The following is a 23,037-nucleotide window of genomic DNA, read 5'->3' as shown; positions in this document are numbered from 1 at the left end:
TAGAGAGGAATTACCTGTGCAATTACAGACTAAAGTTACCCTAAAACGAGCAACGGGTGCTTTTGCACTAATGGATAGTCTTAAGCGTCATGGAGTCAAACACATATTTGGCTATCCAGGGGGTGCGATATTACCAATCTATGATGAACTTTACCGTTCAGAAGCTGCAGGAGACCTAAAGCACATTTTAGTCAGACATGAACAAGGAGCAGCTCATGCCGCTGATGGATACGCCCGTGCCACTGGTAAAGTAGGTGTATGCTTTGCTACATCAGGTCCCGGAGCTACAAATCTCGTAACAGGCATAGCTACTGCTCAAATGGACTCAATTCCCATGGTAGTAATTACAGGCCAAGTAGGCCGAAAAATGATTGGTACTGATGCCTTCCAAGAAACAGACATTTATGGCATTACTCTACCAATTGTTAAACATTCTTATGTTGTCCGAGACCCAAGGGATATGGCCGGAATTATTGCTGAGGCATTTCATATTGCCAGTACAGGTCGTCCTGGTCCAGTCTTGATTGACATACCCAAAGATGTAGGTTTGGAAGAATTTGACTATGAACCAGTGGAACCTGGTTCCATCAAACTACCTGGATACCGTCCGACGGTCAAAGGCAACCCTCGGCAAATTAACCAAGCTATAAATTTGATGCTAGAGGCACGCCGTCCTTTATTATATATAGGTGGTGGTGCAATTTCCGCAGATGCTCATGCAGAAATTCAAGAATTAGCAGAACATTTTAATATTCCTGCAACTACTACTTTGATGGGTAAAGGTGCTTTTAATGAACATCATCCCCTATCAGTAGGAATGCTGGGAATGCATGGTACTGCTTATGCTAATTTTGCGGTGAGTGAGTGCGACTTATTAATTGCTGTTGGTTCTCGTTTTGATGACCGAGTAACTGGAAAGTTAGACGAATTTGCTTGTCATGCAAAAGTAATTCATATTGATATTGACCCGGCAGAAGTAGGTAAAAACAGAATTCCTGATGTTCCAATTGTTGGAGATGTACGCCAAGTTTTGATTGACTTGCTACGTCATTGCCGAGAGATAGGAGATTTAGTTAATCCTCATCAAACTCAACCTTGGTTAGAAAAGATTAATCGCTGGAAACAAGATTATCCTTTAGTGGCCCCCCAATATTCAGATAGTATTTCACCACAAGAGGTAATTGACGAAATCGGTAAAATTGCTCCAGATGCTTACTATACAACTGATGTTGGTCAGCATCAAATGTGGGCAGCTCAATTTCTGAAAAATGGACCTCGGCAATGGATCTCTAGTGCAGGTTTGGGGACTATGGGTTATGGGATGCCTGCTGCGATGGGGGCAAAGGTGGCACTGCCAAACCGGGAAGTGATTTGTATTGCTGGTGATGCAAGTATTCAAATGAATATTCAGGAGTTGGGGACTCTGGCACAGTATGACATTAATGTTAAAACTGTGATTATTAATAATGGCTGGCAAGGTATGGTGCGTCAATGGCAACAGGCATTTTTTGGCGAGCGCTACTCTTCTTCTAACATGGAGATGGGAATGCCTGATTTTGTGATGTTGGCTCAGGCTTATGGAGTTAAAGGTATGATGATTTCTAGTCGGGACCAGCTCAAAGAGGCGATCGCTCAAATGTTGACTCACGATGGACCTGTGTTGATGGATGTTCGTGTGACTAAGGATGAGAATTGTTATCCGATGGTAGCCCCTGGTAAGAGTAATGCTCAAATGGTTGGTTTACCTATTCGTAAGCAACTTGAACAAGCTGTGGAGTTTATTACTTGTAGTAATTGTGGGGCACAAAATAGTGTTACTCATAATTTCTGTTCTGAATGTGGCACTAAATTGTAATTGAGAAGGAAGAGGGAAGAAGGAAGAGGGAAGAAGGAAGAAGAAAAATATTGCTTTGTCTAACAAGGCTTACGCAGAACTGCCATATCTAGTAGGGGCGTTAACGATAGTTATGCGAAGCAAATGGTATTTGCTAAGGCAAAGCTCCGAATTGCGCCCCCTACAGATGGCTTTGAGCAGATTTTTTTTTGAGATGCTGTGGTTTACCTTTGGGTAGTATCCCTTTCCAAAAGTATTCCGGAACAGAAAAGTCTCCCGAACAATTCTTTCGACTACTTCAGGAAGAAGGAAGAGGGAAGAGGGAAGAGGGAAGAAGGAAAATATTGCTTTGTCTGAGTTTTAAAGAAGCACTCAGCGGTCAGCTTTCAGCTTTTCCTCGGACTGCTGCGCAAACAGCTTTGAGCAGATTTTTTTTGAGATGCTGTGGTTTACCTTTGGGTAGTATCCCTTTCCAAAAGTATTCCGGAACAGAAAAGTCTCCCGAACAATTCTTCCGACTACTTTCTCACTCTTGCCAAATTTTTGAGCAGATTTTTTTTGAGATGCTGTGGTTTACCTTTGGGTAGTATCCCTTTCCAAAAGTATTCCGGAACAGAAAAGTCTCCCGAACAATTCTTCCGACTACTTTCTCACTCTTGCCAAATTTTTGAGCAGATTTTTTTTGAGATGCTGTGGTTTACCTTTGGGTAGTATCCCTTTCCAAAAGTATTCCGGAACAGAAAAGTCTTCCGAACAATTCTTCCGACTACTTTCTCACTCTTGCCAAATTTTTGAGCAGATTTTTTTTGAGATGCTGTGGTTTACCTTTGGGTAGTATCCCTTTCCAAAAGTATTCCGGAACAAAAAAGTCTCCCGAACAATTCTTCCGACTACTTTCTCACTCTTGCCAAATTTTTGAGCAGATTAGGACTTACGCAGATACGCTATATATAGCGCTCAAAACTATTTTCCAACAGTTAATTTACTCTATAAATAGTGCCTTTGCGTAAGTCCTGCAGATTTTTTTTTGAGATGCTCTGGTTTACCTTTGAGTAGCATCTCGTTCCAAAAGTATTCCGGAACAGAAAAGTCTCCCGAACAATTCTTCCGACTACTTTCTCTGTCTTTCCACCCTCCCCACACTTCCCACATTTTGCTTTTTTCAGCAAACTCTAAATATTCTCTGCCAACTCAAATCCTCATTACAAAAATGACTTCCTACTTCTGACTTCTGAATTTTGACTTCTGACTTCCTCACCCTCCATCTCAATAAATTTTTCCCAGACTTACCAATAATTTTACTATCTATTCCTAATGCCTTCCGAGGTGCAATAGTCGCCAAATAAATTCCCGTTTCAATATCACAAATTCCCCACTTCACCAAATTATTAACCCCAACTAATAAAGGTAAAGTTGTTCCTGATAAAGTTCCATCTTTTAATCTTGCCGTACCATTTTTAACTTCTATTTCTCTAGTATCCCAAGGATAAATTCCATTCCCTAATCCCAAGGGTGCTAAAGCATCACTAACTAAAAATATTCCCTGTTGATATTGACTCGCTTTCAACAAAATTTCTATCATTGTTGAACAGACGTGCTGACCATCAGTAATTAAACCACACATAACATCCGAATTTGTAATTGCTGCTCCTAATAAACCAGGTTTTCGATGATGTAAACTCGGCATCGCATTAAAAGCATGAGTCACCATTGAAGCTCCCAATTTAAAAGCTTTTTCTGCTTGATTTGCTGTGGCTTGAGAATGCCCTAAACTAACTGTAATTCCTAGATTTTTTAAGTAGGGAATGACTGTTTCTGTGGAGTCTAATTCTGGAGCTAAAGTAATGATTTTAACTATCTCAGCGTACTCTCCCAAAACTTCTTTGACATTTTTAAATGTTAATGGTAGTAAATATTCTAATGGATGAGCGCCTCGCTTTTCAGGATTGAGAAAAGGACCTTCTAAATGAACACCCCAAATTTTTGCCATTTCTGGGTCTTGAGGTTGTGAGGCCAAATTGTGGAATATTTGGAGCGATCGCTGAATATTATCTATAGAAGTTGTGACAATAGTGGGTAAAAAAGCATCTATTCCTTGGTGCCATAAATACTGACAAATTTCCTGTATTTTAGTAGTAGAATTTGCATCTACTTCAGGAAAAGCTAAACCTAAAGCACCATTAATTTGTAAATCAAACCCACCGAGAGAAACCCAATCTTGTTGAACATCAATAGTGGTAGATGCGGTAGACAAAAATTCCTCTGTTTGAGAGATAATTTGTTTAATATTGCCAGTAGAGTCGATTAAAATCTGCTGTAGGTCTTGATAACCAGGGATTTTAGCGTTAATAATTTTAGTAGTTAAATTCACGGGCTTAAATTTTATTGAAGAAGGTGGTAGGTGTTCAACAATTAATAATTAATAATTAATAATTATTGCTCTGCTGATTAATTCTCAAACCATTGACAACTAAAGGTTTTAGTCTTATTGGATTACCAAAAAGTGCGCTTTTTTTAGTCTAAAACTCTCAAAAAGTTAGCATAAAAGGCAAACCTTCGGACAGAAAAATTGAGGGACAAAACTTAGCTCCTAACTCCTCTAAATTCCCCATTTCTCCTGACTCCTGACTCCTGATTCCTGACTCCTACCCCATACCAAAATACTTATTCAGCAAACCCTAATTAATAATTATCTATCCTTGAAAACGGATAGTATTGACTCAAAGGAAAAAAATTATTGTTTCTACTTTAAAGGAGAGGCTTTAAACCTTAATTATTCGGTAAGTGAATAAAAATTAGAGTTAGGAAAATATGAGAATCGGTGTTAAACTAGGTGGCAATTTAATCAGATATTTTTAATGAAAAGAAGTGTAGAAAAATGCAGATAAATCAACTTAAATTTTGTACTCTAAGCGCTCTACTTCTAAGTGTAACATTTGCTCAAAAAAGTCATGCTGCAACTTTATTTCAAGTGGAACAGGTATCACAATGGTTCACTGGCTTATTTGATAATACTAAACAGGTTGCTGATAATCCTATGATTCCTCAGGTTACAATGTCAAATTGTCCGGTTAAACTTATTGGCAGTGACCTGATGGAAAATACAGAAACTGTTTATTTAGAACAAACAACAGGAGGATTTCCTTTTCGGGTGCGCTTGTATTCTTTTTTTAGTAATAATGACTCTCAAATTACTATTAGTATTAGTCGTTTCCTCAACGAAACTTCTTTATTTGGTTTATGCGATCGCCCTGAATCTGAACAGTTTATTAATGCTACAAATTTAGATGATTTTAACTGTGAAGTAAACCTTTCTTTTGTTTCTAATACCTATGTAGGGACTAACGACCCTGAAGGTTGTTCGACGACTTTTCCTGGGGGTAAAGTTGTTTCTGATATTGTGATTAAGTCTAATAGTATTGACTCTTTAGATCGTATTTTTGATGGTAATGGTAATCTGTTATTTGGCACACCTATAACCTTTAATCGTATTGAATCAGTTCCTGAACCTTCGGTATTATTCGGATTATTTATATTAAGTGGTTTAGGATTAGGAAAAGCCTCTAAACATGATTAAAAAAATCTGGTTTCTGGGAATAACGACGAAGGAGTCAGGAGTCAGGAGGAAAGAAAGAAGAAGGGGAAAAGGAGAAAGTTTTTTGATCACTAATAGGGCTTGCTGATTAATTATAAAAGCATTAACAGATAAAGGTTTTATACCAGTTTTATATGAGGTTGCATAGAATTATGAAACTCATTAAATCGATCTATCTCTATCTACTCCTATCTGCGGTCAATTATGCTTGAAATATTATTCTATGCAGCTTCATTTCAATATGGTATTAGCTTTTTTATGTCGAAAAAAGTACCTATTTTTTGGCTGTTGTCCTCTCAAAATGATCAAATTTTGACCCTAATTATTAGAAAATATGGCCGTGACAAATAGTCTAAACTGTTCCCTGTTCCCTGTTCCCTGTTCCCTATTCCCTATTCCCTATCATCACCATCAGACTTTTTCAGCAAACTCTAACTATCCCGATATGATATTATAAAAATTTTCACAAAGGTAGACTACAAAACTTCTGCCCTCTGCCTTCTGCCTTTAAGTCAAAATCTCTGTATTTTTAATGAAAACTCCTATAGATTATGAATCCAATCATCGGAATTATTATGGGCAGTGACTCAGACTTGCCCACAATGAAAGAAGCGATCGCTATCTGTGAACAATTTGAAGTCCCCTCAGAAGTCGCCATTGTCTCAGCCCACCGCACGCCCCAGAGAATGTTTGAATATGCCCAAACTGCCCATCAAAGAGGATTAAAAGTCATAATTGCCGGAGCGGGTGGTGCAGCACATTTACCAGGTATGGTCGCATCTTTAACGCCACTCCCAGTGATTGGTGTCCCCGTACAAACTCGAACATTACAAGGTATTGACTCCCTATACTCTATAGTGCAAATGCCAAGAGGAATACCAGTAGCCACAGTAGCGATCGGCAATGCCAAAAATGCTGGTTTATTAGCCATTCAGATATTAGCATCCCACCAACCAGAACTATTAGAACGAGTCCAAAAATATCGTCAGACCCTAGCTGAATCAGTAATGGACAAACAAACTAGATTAGAGGAAATGGGATATCAGGAATATTTAACACAAATTTAATTAAATTGCAAACATTTTAGAACAAAAATCTGACAAATAATTGGTATTCTTACAGGCAGAGACTTTAAAAAATCTCAGACACCCGAAAATACTTTCACTTTAAGCTAGCTCATCATTAATATATGACCAAGCTGGAATGATATTTGTGGAATACCTAGACTTGAGAACCTGGGCCAAAGGAATGTTAGTTCATTAATTGATAATAGATAATTACCTCTGGTTAAAACCGTTACGGAATTGAATACAAGGAAATCTGATTTCTTCACAGGAGTCGATTGGATATGGCGTAGGTTTCCTCGCCGTCCCACCCTTCGGGAAGCTCCGCTACGACCGCTTTTTCTCCTGAAAAGGAGAGGCTTTAAACCTAGATTCGATTAATTATCAATTTTCAATTATCAATTATCCATTGGTAAACATACTTTTAGATTCAGGGTTCGGTCAGTTTTTCAATATCTTGGCTTGGGTATGCAGGAAACGAGGGGTTTATTTTGGCCAGGTAGACTACAGATATACCAGTCAAATTTGTCCGAACTGTGGAGCACATACAGGCAAGAAAGATTTGTCTGAGCGTATTCATAAATGCTCTGTGTGAATGTCACTACTAAATCAACCGTGATGTGGCAGTGGCAAAAGTGATTTGTCATAGAGGTGTTGCTGCGGTCGGGCAGATCGTGGTTCAAAAAATTGACTGTGTAGGCGTACTGTCGGGGGTTGGAAACAATCTAGATAAGTGCCACTCAAGCAGTAAACCTAAATCGTGAGGTTTGGGAGTCTCTCATTATAATCTTTGATTTAACGGGAGAGGATGTCAAACAAGAATTGGTGCGCTATTTTGACTTGTAAACTATTAATTAGTTCTCACAATGACATCTAAAGTAAAGTTCAAGAACAATAGAACAAAAAAGAAACAGTCATTATCAGCAAGATATAGCAGTTTCTTAGAACCGACAGCACTAATAAACAGGTTACGTCGGACAAAATGGTTTACCCCGGCGACATTAGCCTGTATACCTCTAGTATTCATAATTATTGCGTTATGGGCAGGAGCTGCAACAGCTCAAGACCAAGAATTAACCCCAGAGTATGTAAAAGGGGTATTAGATTCAATATGGATTTTAGTAGCTTCAATATTTGTGATTTTTATGAATGCTGGTTTCGGAATGTTAGAAACTGGCTTTTGTCGTCATAAAAATGCAGTTAATATTTTGGCAAAAAACCTAATTGTATTTGCCTTAGCTACATTAGTTTATTGGTCTATAGGATTTTCCATAATGTTTGCCGGAGACCATCCCTTCATTGGTGGGGGTGGTTTTTTCCTAACTGGGGAAGCTACTAGCTACGGACTAGACCCATTTCCTTCAGGTTTACCATTGCCTGTATTTTTTCTATTCCAAGCAGCTTTTGCCGCTACTGCAGCCACTATTGTTTCTGGTGCTGTAGCTGAAAGGATTGAATTTAGTGCCTTTTTATTTTTTAGCTTGTTAATCACAGGTATTTCATACCCAATTACCGGACATTGGATATGGGGTGGTGGTTGGCTAGCTGAAATGGGCTTCGGTGATTTTGCTGGCTCAACAGCAGTCCACTCAGTCGGTGGCTGGGCAGCACTGGTCGGAGCATATATTTTAGGGCCAAGGATGGGCAAATATGATGACGATGACCAACCAAGAGCTATTCCTGGTCATAATATGGGTTTTGCTACCTTGGGCTGTTTAATTCTTTGGATCGGCTGGTTTGGCTTTAACCCTGGTTCAGAACTAGCTGCAAACGAAAATGTGGCTTATATTGCCGTAACCACAAATTTAGCAGCAGCAGCAGGGGGGACTACAGCAACTATTACATCTTGGCTCAAAGATACTAAGCCAGACCTCTCAATGATTATTAACGGTGTTTTAGCTGGACTGGTCGGTATTACAGCAGGTTGTAATGGCGTCTCTTATTTTGAGGCAGTAATTATTGGTGCTGTTGCTGGCATCATTGTTGTGTTTTCTGTACCTTTGTTTGACAAGTTGAAAGTTGATGACCCAGTAGGTGCCACATCAGTTCACTTAGTCTGTGGAATCTGGGGTACTTTAGCCGTTGGTATTTTTGTTGAAGATGCTGATATCTTCGTTCAGGCTATAGGTATTATCTCAGTGGGACTATTCACAGTGATTATGAGTGCTATCTTCTGGCTAGCTTTGAAAGCTACTACAGGTATTCGTGTCCATACAGAACAAGAATTTGAAGGCTTGGATATTGCCGAACATGGTATGGAAGCTTATACAGGGTTTATGAAAGAACCTGATGCTCTTGGTACTGGTATGTCAAATAGAATGGATATTGATCAAGGTCTGCAAAAACACTAATGGGAAAATTCTAGGTAAAATAGCCATAGCCATAAATCAGTTACTTCAGTATCGGAGACTAATTTAATTCAGCTACGGTGTTTACTTTATCTAAAAATGTTCCAACTTGGGCTTGGTGTTCCTTAGCTGCTAACGGGCTACTGTTATTAACAGTGGCCACCCTAGTTACGAGTGACTACAAATTGTCACAAGAGCCTCAAGCAAATGCTACAATCAACTATACTACTGATAGGATTAGAACTAATAGACCAAGTCCACTATTTGGGGAAGCTAGGAAAGAGCTTCTGGCTATTGGCAGAAACCATAGATGGACTTATGAACAATGGGTAGAACAGTTACAGCGAGAGGCGATCGCTGCAGCTAAAAATCGTCCTGATCGTCTAACTGTTATGGTGGGAGATTCTTTGAGTCTTTGGTTTCCCTCTCAACTTCTCCCTAGAGATAGAACCTGGTTGAATCAAGGAATTTCTGGAGAAACTTCGTCTGGCCTATTGAAGCGACTTTATTTATTTGATAGTACCAGGCCAGAAACAATTTTTGTGATGATTGGTATTAATGATTTAATTCATGGAGAAAGCGATCGGGTTATTTTAGCAAATCAAAAAAGAATTATTAACCAATTACGATCCATTCATCCTGGGAGTCAAATAGTTATCCAATCTATTTTACCCCACAGTGGAGAGAGGGCTATCTGGGAAGGTCGGGATTATCTTTTACAACTACCTAATAGTCGCATCAGAAGAATAAATCGTAGTCTAAAAGCTGTAGCTGATGCTGAGGGAGCATTCTTTTTAAATCTTCACCCACTATTTACAGATTCTCAAGGTCTTCTGCGAGGCGATCTTAGTACTGATGGTCTGCATCTCAATGAGAATGGTTATCAAATTTGGAGTACGGCGATCCAAATGTATAGCAAAATGAGACTAGAAGAACCTCAGTAGGGGAGTGGGGGAGTAGGAGAAAGGATGCAGGAGACAGGAGACAGGAGTAAGAATCTATCGTGATTTTTCTGCCCAACTATGAGCCTAAAATACGAGCCATGCATGAGCGTTTTAGAGGTGATACCAGGCACTTTTGAAAGGCCCCAAAAAGGCACTTGTCTTTATATGCCAATGCCTTTATCTTTAAATCAGCAAGTGCTAATTATCAAAAATTCTATAAAAGCTATTTCTTCTGACTCCTGAGGACTGACTCCTGACTCATCACTTTGTGAACTGATTAACCAGAATATAAAAAGATGAAAAAGATGGCATATTCCTCAAGAGTAATCTATAAGATAATTTAAGTTGTTAGCCAAGGGTTTTAATCCTTGGTGAACTATTAAGATGAAGGAAATTTAATCATAAGGTTGAAAATAATCTATGGATACAAAAGCTTTTACCAGAGCACTAAAAAAATCTGAGAATTATAACCGCAAAGGATTTGGTCATGCTGAAGAAGTCGCCACAGTTATGCAGTCTGCTTATAAAAGTAACCTAATTCAACAAATTAAAGATAATGATTATACCCTGCAAAAAGGTGATGTTACTATCAAACTCGCAAAAGCTTTTGGTTTTTGTTGGGGTGTTGAAAGGTCAGTAGCTATAGCTTATGAAACTCGTCAACATTTTCCCAACCAACAAATTTGGATTACTTATGAACTAATTCATAATCCTTCTGTTAATCAAGATATGAGGGATATGAAAGTTAAATTTATCCCTGTAATTGATGGTAAAAAAGATTTTTCTGTAGTGGGAGATAATGATGTTGTAATATTACCAGCTTTTGGTGCAAGTATTCAGGAAATGCAGATATTAAAGGAAAAAAATTGTCAAATTGTTGATACTACTTGCCCTTGGGTTTCTAAAGTTTGGAACAGTGTTGAAAAACAGAAAAAGAAAAAATTTACTTCTATTATTCACGGTAAATATAATCATGCAGAAACTATAGCTACTAGCTCTTTTGCTGATAAATATTTGATAGTTCTGAATAAATCCCAGGCAGAATATGTCTGTAATTATATTCTCAATGGTGGCAACCGTGATGAGTTTATGGATAAGTTTAAAAATGCTTATTCTGAAGGTTTTGATCCAGATTTAGATTTAGAACAAATTGGTATTGCTAATCAGACTACTATGCTGAAAAGTGAAACCGAAGAAATAGGAAAGTTGTTGGAAAGAACAATGATGAAAAAGTACGGACCAGATAAATTAAATGAACATTATCAACACTTTAATACTATCTGCGACGCGACTCAAGAAAGGCAAGATGCAATGGCGGGTTTATTCGATGAAAAGTTAGATTTAATGGTAGTAATAGGAGGTTTTAATTCTTCTAATACTACTCATTTACAGGAAATGGCAATAGAAAATAATATCCCTTCCTATCATATTGATGGTGCTAACAGGATTTTATCTGGGAATAGAATTGAGCATAAACCTTTAGGAAATGAAGTGAAAATATCTGAAGGTTGGCTACCTGAAGGTAAGGTGGTTGTGGGTGTGACTTCTGGTGCTTCAACTCCAGATAAAGCTGTTGAAGATACTATGAATAAAATTTTGGAGATGAAGTTAGTTGCTGTGAATTAAATATTACTTTGTTTTGATTGAGAAAATTTAGGGGTGATGCTTAGTTTGATAGCTTCACCACTACTAGAAAAAAATTAGGCGTTGCTGAATTGAGCAATAGAACTTTGCCTAACGTTATAATCTCAGCAGCGGAAAAAATCTCTCCAAAAAAGCCTAACTGTCTTGCCTATCTGCTGCACTAAACTTTAGACAAAAGAGAAGGCGTTTGCCACTCGCCAAATTTGCATCGCCTTCTCGTCGCAAAAAACAGAGATATGATTATTTCTTCGTAATTCCCTGAATACTAGAATAGGGTTGAATCTTAGAGATGAACATTGTACCAACATCTCCATAACATTCAGAGTTAGGCTTGTCAAAGCTATAGACCACACTAATAGCATTGCGAGACCTATTTATGGCTCCCCAGTTTTCAGCAAAAGAATCTTCTGGGTTTTCTACAGGAGCTAATTTAAACTCTATAAAGTTGTTGTATTTACCTGACAAATTACCTTTGAAAACTCGCTCCGGGAAACACTTTGTGTTGCCTATCACCGAGATGCCGTCCACATTGTTTCCTTCATTATTAATGTACATTTCTATTACACCATTATAAGTGGGTGAATTTAGGCTAGTCCATGTTCCTATCCACTCACCACTAATATCCGCAGCATTAGTCTCGGCCGCTCTCACGGGAGAGGAAATTAACAATATTGAAACAAGAAAAATAATTATTGCACGTATCATTTTTTACTCCTTGAGGAATGTTTAAGTTGACTAGGCTTTAACTCAGCCATCTTTTCACTTGAGGGCAAGTTAATGTAGGTTAGAACAAGTGAGGTCCAACTTAGAATTGTCTTGCAGTTGCAGTACAATATTCTGTATGGCGCTACATATACCACAAATTACCGATAAATGTCAATTCCTTTGTACTTTCCATCTGAATCTGCTCCTTATACTTCAGAATTTCCTGTGGTTAAATTATTAGACTATGAGGAAAATTGGGGATTATTGGCAGAAAATAATAATCTCTTTCCTGTTATTATTATGGGTTATTTAAAAAGTCAGGAAACTAGGAAAAATCTTCTCATTATTGCAGAGTTGATGAGTAGCTTAAAACTACAATTTTTATTTTGATATGGAACACCAAACTCAAGGAGAATATGATAGTCCTTGGAAAGAAGCATTAGATGTTTACTTTCCATAATTTATGGCTTTCTTTTTTCCTCATACTTATCAAGAAATTGATTGGGAAAAAGGTTATGAAACTTTGGATAAAGAGTTTCAACAAATTGTTCAAGATGCTAATTTAGGCAAACGTTTAGCTGATAAATTAGTTAAGGTATGGCTAAAAAATAGTCAAGAAACTGTGATTTTGATTCACACAGAAATACAAGGGCAATATGAAAGTAATTTTGCTGAAAGAATGTATGTTTATCATTACCGAATCGTAAGCATTCAGCCGTCAGCTATCGGCTATCAGCTATTGCTTTTAGTTTTAGATAAAAGCTTTACTAATTTAGACAGAATTTATACTTACTACCAAAGTCGGCTGTAAAGTCTATATTCATTTAAACCTCCTCATCAGAGCTGAGAGCTGACAGCTAATAGCTGAATGCTTACACCGCATCTATGATAAATATCGGTTGAAAAATACAGAAGTCTTCAATAATTAATAATTAATCATTAATAATTAATCATTACCTATTCTTAAAAAGAAGAGGATTGCTTAAAAGTAATTTTTTTCTTTTTTTATCCTTGAAAGGAGAGGCTTTCAACCTTTATTTTTTGGTGAGTTTAGCTGTGTTGGGAGATGAAAAGAAAAAATGGCGACCTAGAAAACATAGTTATAGTCGTTGGGGTTGTCAATTAAAATTGAAATTTCCTATGGTTAAATTATTAAACTATGAGAAAAATTGGGAATTATTAGCTGAAAGTAATAATCCTTTTTCTGTGGTTATTATGGCTTACTTAAAAAGCAAGGAAACTCGGAAAGCTCCTCTCATTAGATTGGAAAGTAAATTGACTTTAGTGCGTTTACTATATGAGAGGGATTATAGTAGAGAAATGGTGATTCAGTTGTTCAGATTAATAGACTGGATGATGATTTTACCAGAGGAATTGAAAAGACAATTTCAAACAGAAGTATATAACTATGAGGAGGAAAAAAAGATGCCTTATATTACCAGTATTGAATAAATTGGTATAGAGAAAGGAGAACTCAAATCTACAAGAGAATCAATCATCACAGTGTTAGAAACTAGGTTTGAAAATGTACCTACAAATATTGTGGATGCTGTTAATCAAATTGATAATATTCAGTCACTCAAACAGTTAACTAAAACAGCAGTTTTAATTGATTCTTTGGAAAGTTTTGCCAACCTTTTACCTCATAAATAGATAATCTTAGCGGACAAACCCAGAAACCCGGTTTTTTCCTAGATATCTGTTATCAAAACAACCATTTGTCCTAAAAATCAGGTTTCTTTACCGAAAAATTGGGTTTAAAGCCTCGCCCATAAGCGGGCGACTTTTTATTTGCAAGTAAATTGAATATATGCTATAGTACTAAAAGTTGCCGGGGGCACGCCTCCTCCGGAGGAGCTACGAATTGCGGAAACTCGTGCGCGGACGTGGAGGCAAGCATAAGACTACTGTCAAAGTAGCAGCAGCCTAAGAAGCGTCAACCCGCCGAAGAGCTACGACTCAGTAGGAACCTCCGTGCCTTTAGGCCGGAGAGGATGTCAAATAAGTATAGAATTGAACATAAACCTTTAGGAAGTGAGGTAAAAATATCACAGGGTTGGTTGCCTGAAAGTCAGGTAGTTGTTAGTGTGACTTCTAGTGCTTCGACTCCATATAAAGCCGTTGAAGATACTATTACAGCGGTTTTCATTTGGGTAGACCACAGTAGGGACGTTCCATGGAACGTCCCTACAAGGTTTTGTTTGTGAAGATGTGGTTCATCAACTTGAAAACCGCTGTAATAAAATTTTGGAGATGAAGTTAGTTACTTTGACATACTCTCCGGCCTAAAGGCGCGGAGATTCTCCTGAAACCAGGATTCTTGGTTTGCGCTCCGCAAGGCTACGCCAACAATGAGTCCACTTAAACTAAACACCTTGCAGCATCTAGTCCAGAGATGGTTCTCACGCCTGCGCGTTTGCTCTATTGCCTCTTTCAGAGGAGCTGCGCTATCAAGATCCCGTTCCCGTATGCCCTACGGTACAGTTCAAACCTTAAAAAAAACTTTGGTTCTCTGATACTTGTTGCTTAGAGTTTTTCTATGTACAAGCATTAATGTACAAAACTCCATAACTCTACTTTTCAAGGTGCAAACGCTACAGTTAAGTAGCTATAGGTTTTTAGAGCGGTTGAATACCTTTCCGCTGTTTCCATAATAACATAAAGTCCCCCTTTTAGGGGGAGGCTTTAAACCCAATTTTTCGGTAAATTAAATATTAGTCTGTTTTAATTGAGAAAATTCAGGGAAGGCGTTTGCTACTGGCAAAATTTGAACCGCCTTCTCCTTTCCTTGTTGAAAAAAAGTTTTGTCGCCCTCTTCTTACGAAGAGGAGTGTTTTCCAAGGCATTGCCCCACGGTAATTTGGGCTTCCAATAAAATGCTGTATTGGCATTGTATTTCTCCTTTTATTTTTTTGGTTCCATTAATTAGACGCTTAGAGAAGTAAATTTATGATTTATTTTTTTTGCCCAAAATTTAGAGAAACTTTACCTCTAATATCTTCTTCTGTCAGTTCTGGAAAATCATCAATAATCAAAGGTAATGGACATCGATGATGCCAGCCAGCCCAGAACGTCCTAAAATGGCAAGACAAGCTCATGGGGAAAGAGCGTGGGCCAATAGAAAGGTTTTATCGAATATATAGACTAAAGTGGCTAAATTATTCTCCTACTCCCTACTCCCTCAACCAAAATAAATAAGAACTTTAGTTCATCAAGTTGGAAACTGATGTATGTCTAATCTAGTGAAACTCTTAAATTTTACAGCCCACCCACAGTTAGAAAAGTCATTAGGATATGACTCTAACCATCCCTGGGTAGCTTTTCACTGGGAACCAGAAATTGACCAAGTTATGTATAGTGACGGTAAAAATATCGGTGCTGGTATTAGTGTTGCTTGGCAAATTTTTATTCAGCATCCTCTGGTAAATTCTGAAGTAAAAGATTATCAGTTAAATGAAACTGATAAATATTGGTTAATTTTAGATAGAAAAAATAGAAATCTATATATAGGAACAGCAAAAATTGTTTCTACTATGTTAGAACAACCAGAAAGTTTAAATTTATTAGCTTGTCTAGATGAAAAAGTAGATATAGTTTCTGACTTTAGTCAAAATTTTAATTATTCTCCAAAGACACGACTGAGAATAAATTTATTTGACCAAAATATTAAATCTTTAATTGTTATAACTGCCAGTGTTTTAATAGCTAGTATTACTTTTGGTAGCTGGTTATTAATGAGGTCAAGATTTCAACCGCAAGCTAATCAAAATAAAGTTTCTACAACAGTAGTTAATAGCGTTGCTTGTGGTGTTGGAGGTAGTAATGATTTTTCATCTTTTTTTAATACCTCTAATGGAGAGAAGGAGTTACACCTAGTAGGTGTCTATGAAGCACGCTCAGATCATCGTGGTGGATATCATCCTACAGGCACTATTAATGTCAAAATAGAACGAAAAAATAAACCTGTAATTTTAGTTCTCTCTTCCTACGAACCTGTAAATTGGAATGTTAGTTTGGCTAAAGAAGTTAAATTAGAGAAAGTAATTATTAATGGGTACCATGACCAAGAAATTTCCGGTATTTCTGAGATACCTATAGAAGAGTTTAGTTATCAAGGGACAGGTCGTTATCTTGGTAAATTTGCTTATCAATGGGATAAATTTCACCATCATCCTAGTACTGCTTCATTAGTAACTAAGCTTGAGCAATTTACTAATACTAATTTAACTTCTTTTCAAGGGTGTTATCGAGGAACAAATTTTACAATTAAATAAAAACAATACAGAAGTAGCCAATAAAAACAAAGAAAAAGAAAGGTAAACAAAAAAAAATAAATTCCCAGACTTAGATTAATATCTGGGAAGTTACAAAAATTTTAGATGTAAACATATTACTAAAATTACAAAATATTATCTGATAGTTGTTTGTTTTCCTGCACAACCCCATCTTCAAGATAAACTACTCTATCAGCAGAACTTACTATTCTAGGATCGTGAGTTACCATTAATACTGTACAACCACCTTCTTTAGCAAGACGACGCAGTAACTCAATAACTGTATGACCACTGTGGGAATCTAATGCTGCTGTTGGTTCATCGGCCATAATAACTCTAGGACTGCCACATAGTGCGCGGGCGATCGCCACTCTTTGTTTTTGGCCACCAGACAAATCTCTTGGATGTAACTTGGCCTGGGGCGCTAGTCCTACTTGCTCTAAAAGTACCTGAGCTTCATGTTTTGCGGCCTTACCCTTGATACCCTTCATATTAAGAGCCACTTCTATATTTTCTCTCGCCGTCAATGCAGGGAACAAGTTAAACCCCTGAAAAATAAAGCCGATATTCTTAAGTCTAAACTTGGCTAGTTGGCTTCTGGACATTTTCGTAATTTCTTGTCCCAGTATACAGACTCTACCAGATGTAGGTGTTAACAATCCTGCTAAGATTGACAGTAAAGTAGTTTTACCAGAACCAGATGGTCCCATCAATAACTGGACATCACCTTTGTTTACTGTCAAGTCAATATTCTTCAGTACCTGGTATGACTGTTTTCCAGATTGGTAGGTCATTGTCAACCCACAAGCCATAATTGCTGATGTGTTCAATTTAGCAATCTCTCTATAAGTGCAGACATCAGTGCTTTTAGTTTTGGTTGCGGCAGCCATGTACATATTGAAAGTGGTCATAGTGTGACTTTATAGTAAGCTAGAGTATTTCGGGGGTAGAGGAATATACCTCTGGTAATTTTTGCTTATGCAAGCATTATTATTACGAATGTCTTTAGGTTACCCAATTTTTGGCTTTGGACATAATTATAATTGAATCTCTTTGACACTCTCACCGTTAAATATCGTGATTATAACGGGAGATTCTTGTTTCACAGATTCTTAACTAGATAACAAATCAAATAAACTGAGTTGCACCCCCGTCAGACCATCTCCACAAGCTTTTTCTTTTGCCGTGGGGCACACGGCTATTGATATGATTATAACGCCAAAAATGCGCGCGCGTATTGCTCAATTATTTTTCTATTTGAAATTATAATGGGCTATCTGTCTCGGTTTCCCGCGCAGTTTATACGCCCTGTCTCAACGTTAAATAAGTGCGATTATAATGGGAGTCCTTTTTCAACATTTATGATCGGAAAATTTAAGTTACATCTGAGTGAGTAATTCAAATATCATGGCCTTTCACCTGAAGAGAAACTCTATATAGTGATAGTGTCATAAAATTTTATTTTAGCCTAATAAGCCCTAAAGTAAGAGATAAAATTAAATGAGTAGATAATATTTGCTGAGAATTGAATTAGAATAAACTCTTTAAATAGGTAGAAGCTACATATTTGAGTCTTTGAGTATCTTCTTCATGTTTGCCTGATTCAATTTCGGATTGTTCCGTGTTTGGCTTCAAAAATATGAGTTATGAATATTGATGAGTCAAGTTAAAGTTAGAAGTCTGTCTCTTAAGACACAAAATAGTTCAATCTCTTACCACAGTCGCTGAATAAGTAATGGAAGATCGGAAAGATAAATATTTAGAAAGAAACAAGATTTAATTTTGATTTTTACCAGAGGAATATGCTGGATTAATAAGTTATTTATTATTAGCTTAACTAAACTCAATGTAACATATTTGCGAACTTATAGTAGAATATTAATTATGGTATAAACAATAGCAGATATTAATTAAATTTGATGTGTGATATTTGGTGTTATACCAAGCGTGAAAAAAGAATGCTTAACTTAAGTGACACTTCAATTATTAACTAATTAACACAGACGCATGGTGATAATTAAGCACTCCAGTTAATGTTAATTATTCTTATGTTTACTTCTCTGTACGGGTGTTATATCATGTCCGGATAATTAGTGATAAAAAAACTTTCTCCTTCTTCTCCTCTTCCTTCTTCTTTCTTGTTTCTTTTCTCCTGACTTGGTCGTTCCCCTCCCCTCTTGGGAGGGGCGCGCGGGTGGGTTGACTCCTGAGAACTCAGTCGTGTCGTTATTTATAACTGTTCAACCGGACATGATATTAATGATCGTTATGCGCAAGCAAACAGCCGTTTGCGTTCCGCAAAGCTCCGCTAACTCCCCTACTCCCCTACTCAAGAAAATGTAGAAAAGTTTTTGAGAGATGGTATTAGAGGGGGAAAGCTTTAAACCCAATTTTTAGGTAAACTGTTGTAATTAACTGATAATATCCAAATCTTTCAATATTTTGCTATGCCGACATTTTTATTAGAAATTGGTACAGAAGAATTACCCGCAACTTTTGTCTCTGAAGCTATATCACAGTGGGAAAAACTTATCCCTACCGCTTTGAGTGAGGTATACTTAACAAATGATGGGATTAAAATATATGCCACACCCAGACGTTTAGCTGTTATTATCAACAATTTACCTACTCAACAACCAGACCGAGAAGAAGAAATTAAAGGTCCTCCGGCAAAAGCAGCTTTTAAAGATGGTAAACCTACAAAGGCAGCAGAAGGCTTTGCTAAAAAACAAGAAATAGAACTAAAAGACCTAGAAATACGCCCAACTGAAAAAGGTGATTTTGTCTTCGTCAATAAAAAAATTCAGGGTAAAAAAACAGCAGAAATTATCATCAAATTAGTACCTGAATGGATTAGTAAACTTGAAGGTAAAAGATTCATGCGTTGGGCAGATGGAGATATTAAATTTCCTCGTCCTATTCGATGGTTAGTAACATTATTAGATGGGGAAATATTGCCGATAAATTTAGAAAATGGCTCTGAGATAATTACCTCTGGTCGTATATCATACGGACATCGAGTTTTACATCCTGAATCTATAGAAATTGACCGGGCAAAAGATTATGTAGAAGTCTTGAAAAAAGCTTATATAGAAGTAGATTTTCAACAAAGAAAGAGTCAAATTGAACAACAAATACAAACTGTAGCAAAAAAAGTTAAAGGGACAGCAGAAGTTTCGACCGAATTATTAGCAGAAGTTACAAATTTAGTGGAATGGCCGACAGCAGTAGTTGGTAAAATTGATGAAGAGTTTTTAATTTTGCCCTCGGAAGTAACAACAACGGTTATGGTTACACATCAACGTTACTTTCCTGTTTTGAAGTCAACAAAAACTGCTAAATCCAAAGTTGAATTACTGCCATATTTTATTACTATTTCTAATGGCGACCCGGAAAAGTCAGAGATTATTGCTAAAGGAAACGAACGAGTAATTAGAGCTAGATTAGCTGACGGACAATTTTTCTATAAGGCAGATTTAGCTCAACCATTAGAAAGTTATTTACCTGAATTGGAAGCTGTAACATTCCAAGCTAAATTAGGTTCGGTGCGGAAAAAAGTAGAACGCATTGTTAATATAGCTAAGTTAATAGCTGAACAGTTAAAAGTAAGTCAAGAAGAAAGCAAAAATATAGAAAGAGCAGCCCTACTTTGCAAAGCTGACTTAGTAACTCAAATGGTTTATGAATTTCCTGAACTCCAGGGAATAATGGGAGAAAAATATGCTCGTGCTTGTGGGGAAAATGAAGCTGTAGCAATGGCAATTTTTGAACATTATTTGCCTAGAGGTGCTGGAGATATTTTACCGGAAAGTATTAGCGGTCAAGTTGTGAGTTTGGCAGATAAACTTGATACTTTGGTAAGTATTTTTGGACTAGGAATGTTACCCACAGGTTCCTCCGACCCTTTCGCTTTACGTCGGGCAGCAAATGCGGTGGTTAATATTACTTGGTCAGCAGATTTGTCGATAAATTTACATCAGTTATTAGAAAAAATTGCTGTAGATTTTACGAAATTTTATCCAGAAGCAGAATCAGAGTTATTGCCACAATTATATGACTTCTTTTTGCAGCGAATTAAAACAATTTTACAAGAGGAAAAAAATATTGATTATGATTTGGTAAATGCGGTGTTAGGAAATAATGATTCTGAATATACCGAACGAGCATTAAAAGATTTATTAGATGTACGGAACCGTGCAATTTTCTTGCAAAATATTCGGCAAAATGGTCTGCTTGACCAAATCTATGAAACCGTAAACCGTTCAACTCGTTTAGCTGCTCAAGGTGAGTTGGATAAAATACAACTTGCACCTGAAAAAAATGTGGATTTAAACTTATTTAAAAGTCAATCAGAATTAGCATTTTATAATGCTTTAGTTGACTTAGTTCCCCAAACAAAAATATCTCAAAAAACCAGAAATTATCAACAATTAGTAGATGGTTTGGCAAAAATTGCCCCAACTGTAAGTAATTTCTTTGATGGGCCGGAAAGTGTTTTAGTAATGGACCCAGACCCGAAAATTAAACAGAATCGATTAAATTTATTAGGCTTACTCCGTAATAATGCACGAGTATTGGCAGATTTTGGAGAAATAGTTAAAAGTTAGGGGCGCTACGCGGAAGTCAAAAATCAAAAATCAAAAGTATTGATTAGTAAGGCTTTTAGGATTTTGTAACTGGTTAGTTATTTCTGCCATCCTGCACTAGGGGCGCACGGATAGAATTTTTTGTGACAGTAGGTGAATTATTCCTAGACCTATAGTTCATAATTGTAGAGTGTGCTATTACGGCTAAAATATATGCTATCAAAAGTATTTAACAATCCGTCGCACGACACTATGTTAGATATGTAGGTCTAGTAATATTACTTAAGGAAATACTAATTCGGTGCGTTACATTTCATTAACGCACCCTACTGGACTGTTTCATCTTAAATGTTGCATTAGAAAATGGGGTGATGGGGGGATGGGGTGACGAAAAAAGCTAATGCACTATTTTAGGTGAAACAATCCACTACTGCTAATTAAGTGATAATTTGGGACAATTATTTTGAGTTTTTTGATCAGGAAATACCTCTATAGTTGCCCCTATAAATAGTGCTTTTGTTGAAGTTCTGAAAGTTAAAATTGTCAGTTTTTAATGCTGAAAAAAGCCATCCCGACAAAAGCTTTTTAGCACACTCTGCTGTAAAATCCAAATGACTATCATTTGGTAATTTGTAAATTTACCAAAATATCTACCAAAAAATATTTATTATGCCAAAAACTCATATTATTGGTCTAGGAAAATCAGGTGTTGCTGCTGCGCGACTGCTAAAGAAAAATGGTTGGGAAGTGGAACTGAGCGATCGCAACACATCCGACTCTCTTGAACAACAGCAACAAAAATTAACTCAAGAAGGTATTACTGTTAAGTTAGGTTATTCATTTGAACCGGAAACATCTTTAGATTTAGTCGTTGTTAGTCCCGGTGTACCTTGGGATATACCCCCACTCCAACGTGCCAGAGAAAGTGGAATTGAAACTATTGGAGAAATGGAATTAGCATGGCGATATCTCAAGTCTTCTCCTTGGGTAGGGATAACTGGTACTAATGGCAAAACTACTACCACTGCTTTAGTTGCTGCAATTTTTCATACCGCAGGATTAAACGCTCCTGCCTGTGGTAACATTGGCTATGCTGCTTGCGAATTAGCTTTATCAGAAACTTCGCCAGATTGGGTAATTGCAGAAATTAGTAGCTATCAAATAGAATCATCTAGTACCCTTGGACCTCAAATTGGTGTTTGGACTACTTTGACCCCCGATCATCTGAGTCGCCACCATACAATCGAAAATTATTTTAATATTAAAGCATCTTTATTAAATCGCTCTCAAATACAAGTTTTCAATAGTGACGACTCGTATATACGTCAAAATGCAATTAACCTTGGACATAATGCTCACTGGACAAGTATCAAAGGTAAAACTAACTTAATGGGAGATACTGCCAAAGGAATTTACATTGAGGATGGGTGGGTAGTAGCGTTAGGGGAAAAAATAGTTTCTGTGGAGTCCCTGCGAATGTTGGGAAATCATAATCAACAAAATTTATTGATGGCAGTGGGAGTAGCAAAATTGGCAGGAATAGAAAAAGAGGCGATCGCTGAAGCAGTGAAAACATTTCCTGGCGTACCTCATCGCTTAGAATATATTTGCACTTGGAATGGAGTAGATTTTGTCAATGATAGTAAAGCAACAAATTATGATGCAGCAGCAGTTGGTTTAAGTGCTGTACCAGGACCTGTGTTATTAATTGCTGGTGGTGAAGCTAAACAGGGTAATGATAACGACTGGTTGCGACGAATTAAGGAAAAAGTTGCTGCTGTTTTATTAATTGGTGATGCCGCTGAGACTTTTGCCAAGAGACTACAAAAAATTAATTTTCATAATTATGAAATAGTAGGAGGAATGGAGCGAGCAGTAATTAGAGGTGCAGCATTGGCAAAAAAATATGATGCAAAAGTTGTATTATTGTCTCCTGCTTGTGCAAGTTTCGACCAATATCCAAATTTTGAACAACGAGGAGAACATTTTCGGGAGTTGTGTTTAAAACTTATTAGTGAAGGAAGAAGAAAGAGATAAGAAAAA

General features: G+C 37.1%; 19 protein-coding genes. 16 read left to right on the top strand and 3 right to left on the bottom strand.

Features of this window, described 5'->3' with window-relative positions; translation table 11 throughout:
- Positions 1 to 16: 16 nt before the first annotated feature.
- Entirely contained in the window at positions 17 to 1,855 is a 1,839-nt protein-coding gene (ilvB, locus tag F6K15_RS05965; protein ID WP_293058344.1) for a biosynthetic-type acetolactate synthase large subunit, read from the top strand.
- Positions 1,856 to 2,043: 188 nt separating this feature from the next.
- Positions 2,044 to 2,421 (top strand): hypothetical protein, encoded by a 378-nt coding sequence (locus tag F6K15_RS05960; RefSeq protein ID WP_293058341.1) that lies wholly within the window; start codon positions 2,044 to 2,046, stop codon positions 2,419 to 2,421.
- 575 nt (positions 2,422 to 2,996) lie between these two features.
- Here the strand turns inward: F6K15_RS05960 and nagA are convergent.
- On the bottom strand, positions 2,997 to 4,205 hold the full coding sequence (gene nagA, locus F6K15_RS05955) for an N-acetylglucosamine-6-phosphate deacetylase (RefSeq protein WP_293058338.1): 1,209 nt from the start codon (positions 4,203 to 4,205) through the stop codon (positions 2,997 to 2,999).
- A 507-nt stretch (positions 4,206 to 4,712) separates the two neighbouring features.
- Between nagA and F6K15_RS05950 the strand changes: the two genes are divergently transcribed.
- The 6 genes from F6K15_RS05950 (at position 4,713) to F6K15_RS05925 (ending at position 11,411) form a co-directional block, all read left to right on the top strand.
- Positions 4,713 to 5,411: a chromophore lyase CpcT/CpeT gene (locus F6K15_RS05950; protein ID WP_293058335.1), complete on the top strand. Its 699-nt coding sequence runs from the start codon at positions 4,713 to 4,715 to the stop codon at positions 5,409 to 5,411.
- A gap of 569 nt (positions 5,412 to 5,980) precedes the next feature.
- A complete protein-coding gene (gene purE / locus F6K15_RS05945) occupies positions 5,981 to 6,496 on the top strand; it encodes a 5-(carboxyamino)imidazole ribonucleotide mutase (RefSeq protein WP_293058332.1) in 516 nt (171 codons plus the stop codon).
- A gap of 406 nt (positions 6,497 to 6,902) precedes the next feature.
- The gene (locus tag F6K15_RS39025) at positions 6,903 to 7,088 is read left to right on the top strand and encodes a zinc ribbon domain-containing protein (RefSeq protein ID WP_375341048.1); all 186 of its coding nucleotides are present in this window, start codon (positions 6,903 to 6,905) and stop codon (positions 7,086 to 7,088) included.
- Positions 7,089 to 7,359: 271 nt separating this feature from the next.
- Positions 7,360 to 8,844, top strand: coding sequence for an ammonium transporter (locus F6K15_RS05935; RefSeq protein WP_293058329.1), 1,485 nt, complete (start codon positions 7,360 to 7,362; stop codon positions 8,842 to 8,844).
- A gap of 77 nt (positions 8,845 to 8,921) precedes the next feature.
- A complete protein-coding gene (locus tag F6K15_RS05930) occupies positions 8,922 to 9,785 on the top strand; it encodes an SGNH/GDSL hydrolase family protein (RefSeq protein WP_293058326.1) in 864 nt (287 codons plus the stop codon).
- Between the two features lie 420 nt (positions 9,786 to 10,205).
- Entirely contained in the window at positions 10,206 to 11,411 is a 1,206-nt protein-coding gene (locus F6K15_RS05925; RefSeq protein ID WP_293058323.1) for a 4-hydroxy-3-methylbut-2-enyl diphosphate reductase, read from the top strand.
- 258 nt (positions 11,412 to 11,669) lie between these two features.
- On the opposite strand, the gene F6K15_RS05920 is transcribed toward F6K15_RS05925, so the two are convergent.
- Positions 11,670 to 12,134, bottom strand: a complete 465-nt coding sequence (locus F6K15_RS05920) for a hypothetical protein (protein WP_293058320.1) — start codon at positions 12,132 to 12,134, stop codon at positions 11,670 to 11,672.
- A 168-nt stretch (positions 12,135 to 12,302) separates the two neighbouring features.
- On the opposite strand from F6K15_RS05920, the gene F6K15_RS05915 reads away from it, so the two are divergent.
- The 6 genes from F6K15_RS05915 (at position 12,303) to F6K15_RS05890 (ending at position 16,408) form a co-directional block, all read left to right on the top strand.
- Positions 12,303 to 12,524: a hypothetical protein gene (locus F6K15_RS05915; RefSeq protein WP_293058317.1), complete on the top strand. Its 222-nt coding sequence runs from the start codon at positions 12,303 to 12,305 to the stop codon at positions 12,522 to 12,524.
- A 73-nt stretch (positions 12,525 to 12,597) separates the two neighbouring features.
- Complete coding sequence (locus tag F6K15_RS05910; RefSeq protein ID WP_293058314.1) at positions 12,598 to 12,945, top strand: hypothetical protein; 348 nt, start codon at positions 12,598 to 12,600, stop codon at positions 12,943 to 12,945.
- 233 nt (positions 12,946 to 13,178) lie between these two features.
- The gene (locus F6K15_RS05905; RefSeq protein WP_293058311.1) at positions 13,179 to 13,586 is read left to right on the top strand and encodes a hypothetical protein; all 408 of its coding nucleotides are present in this window, start codon (positions 13,179 to 13,181) and stop codon (positions 13,584 to 13,586) included.
- Between the two features lie 51 nt (positions 13,587 to 13,637).
- On the top strand, positions 13,638 to 13,787 hold the full coding sequence (locus F6K15_RS05900; RefSeq protein WP_293058309.1) for a hypothetical protein: 150 nt from the start codon (positions 13,638 to 13,640) through the stop codon (positions 13,785 to 13,787).
- Between the two features lie 341 nt (positions 13,788 to 14,128).
- Complete coding sequence (locus tag F6K15_RS05895) at positions 14,129 to 14,341, top strand: hypothetical protein (RefSeq protein ID WP_293058306.1); 213 nt, start codon at positions 14,129 to 14,131, stop codon at positions 14,339 to 14,341.
- 1,023 nt (positions 14,342 to 15,364) lie between these two features.
- Positions 15,365 to 16,408, top strand: a complete 1,044-nt coding sequence (locus F6K15_RS05890; protein WP_293058303.1) for a hypothetical protein — start codon at positions 15,365 to 15,367, stop codon at positions 16,406 to 16,408.
- Between the two features lie 125 nt (positions 16,409 to 16,533).
- Here F6K15_RS05890 and F6K15_RS05885 read toward each other — a convergent pair whose 3' ends face one another.
- Positions 16,534 to 17,220, bottom strand: coding sequence for an ABC transporter ATP-binding protein (locus tag F6K15_RS05885; protein WP_293059387.1), 687 nt, complete (start codon positions 17,218 to 17,220; stop codon positions 16,534 to 16,536).
- Positions 17,221 to 18,855: 1,635 nt separating this feature from the next.
- Between F6K15_RS05885 and glyS the strand changes: the two genes are divergently transcribed.
- Positions 18,856 to 21,015 carry a glycine--tRNA ligase subunit beta gene (gene glyS, locus F6K15_RS05880; RefSeq protein WP_293058300.1) on the top strand — a complete coding sequence of 720 codons (2,160 nt, stop codon included), beginning with the start codon at positions 18,856 to 18,858 and terminating at the stop codon, positions 21,013 to 21,015.
- Positions 21,016 to 21,663: 648 nt separating this feature from the next.
- On the top strand, positions 21,664 to 23,031 hold the full coding sequence (gene murD / locus F6K15_RS05875) for a UDP-N-acetylmuramoyl-L-alanine--D-glutamate ligase (protein ID WP_293058297.1): 1,368 nt from the start codon (positions 21,664 to 21,666) through the stop codon (positions 23,029 to 23,031).
- The last annotated feature ends 6 nt before the right edge of the window (positions 23,032 to 23,037 follow it).

The organism is Okeania sp. SIO2B3 (genome assembly GCF_010672525.1).
Lineage (GTDB): Bacteria > Cyanobacteriota > Cyanobacteriia > Cyanobacteriales > Microcoleaceae > Okeania.
The sequence above is the reverse complement of the archived record's forward strand: the minus strand, read 5'-3'. Positions and strand labels throughout refer to the sequence as shown.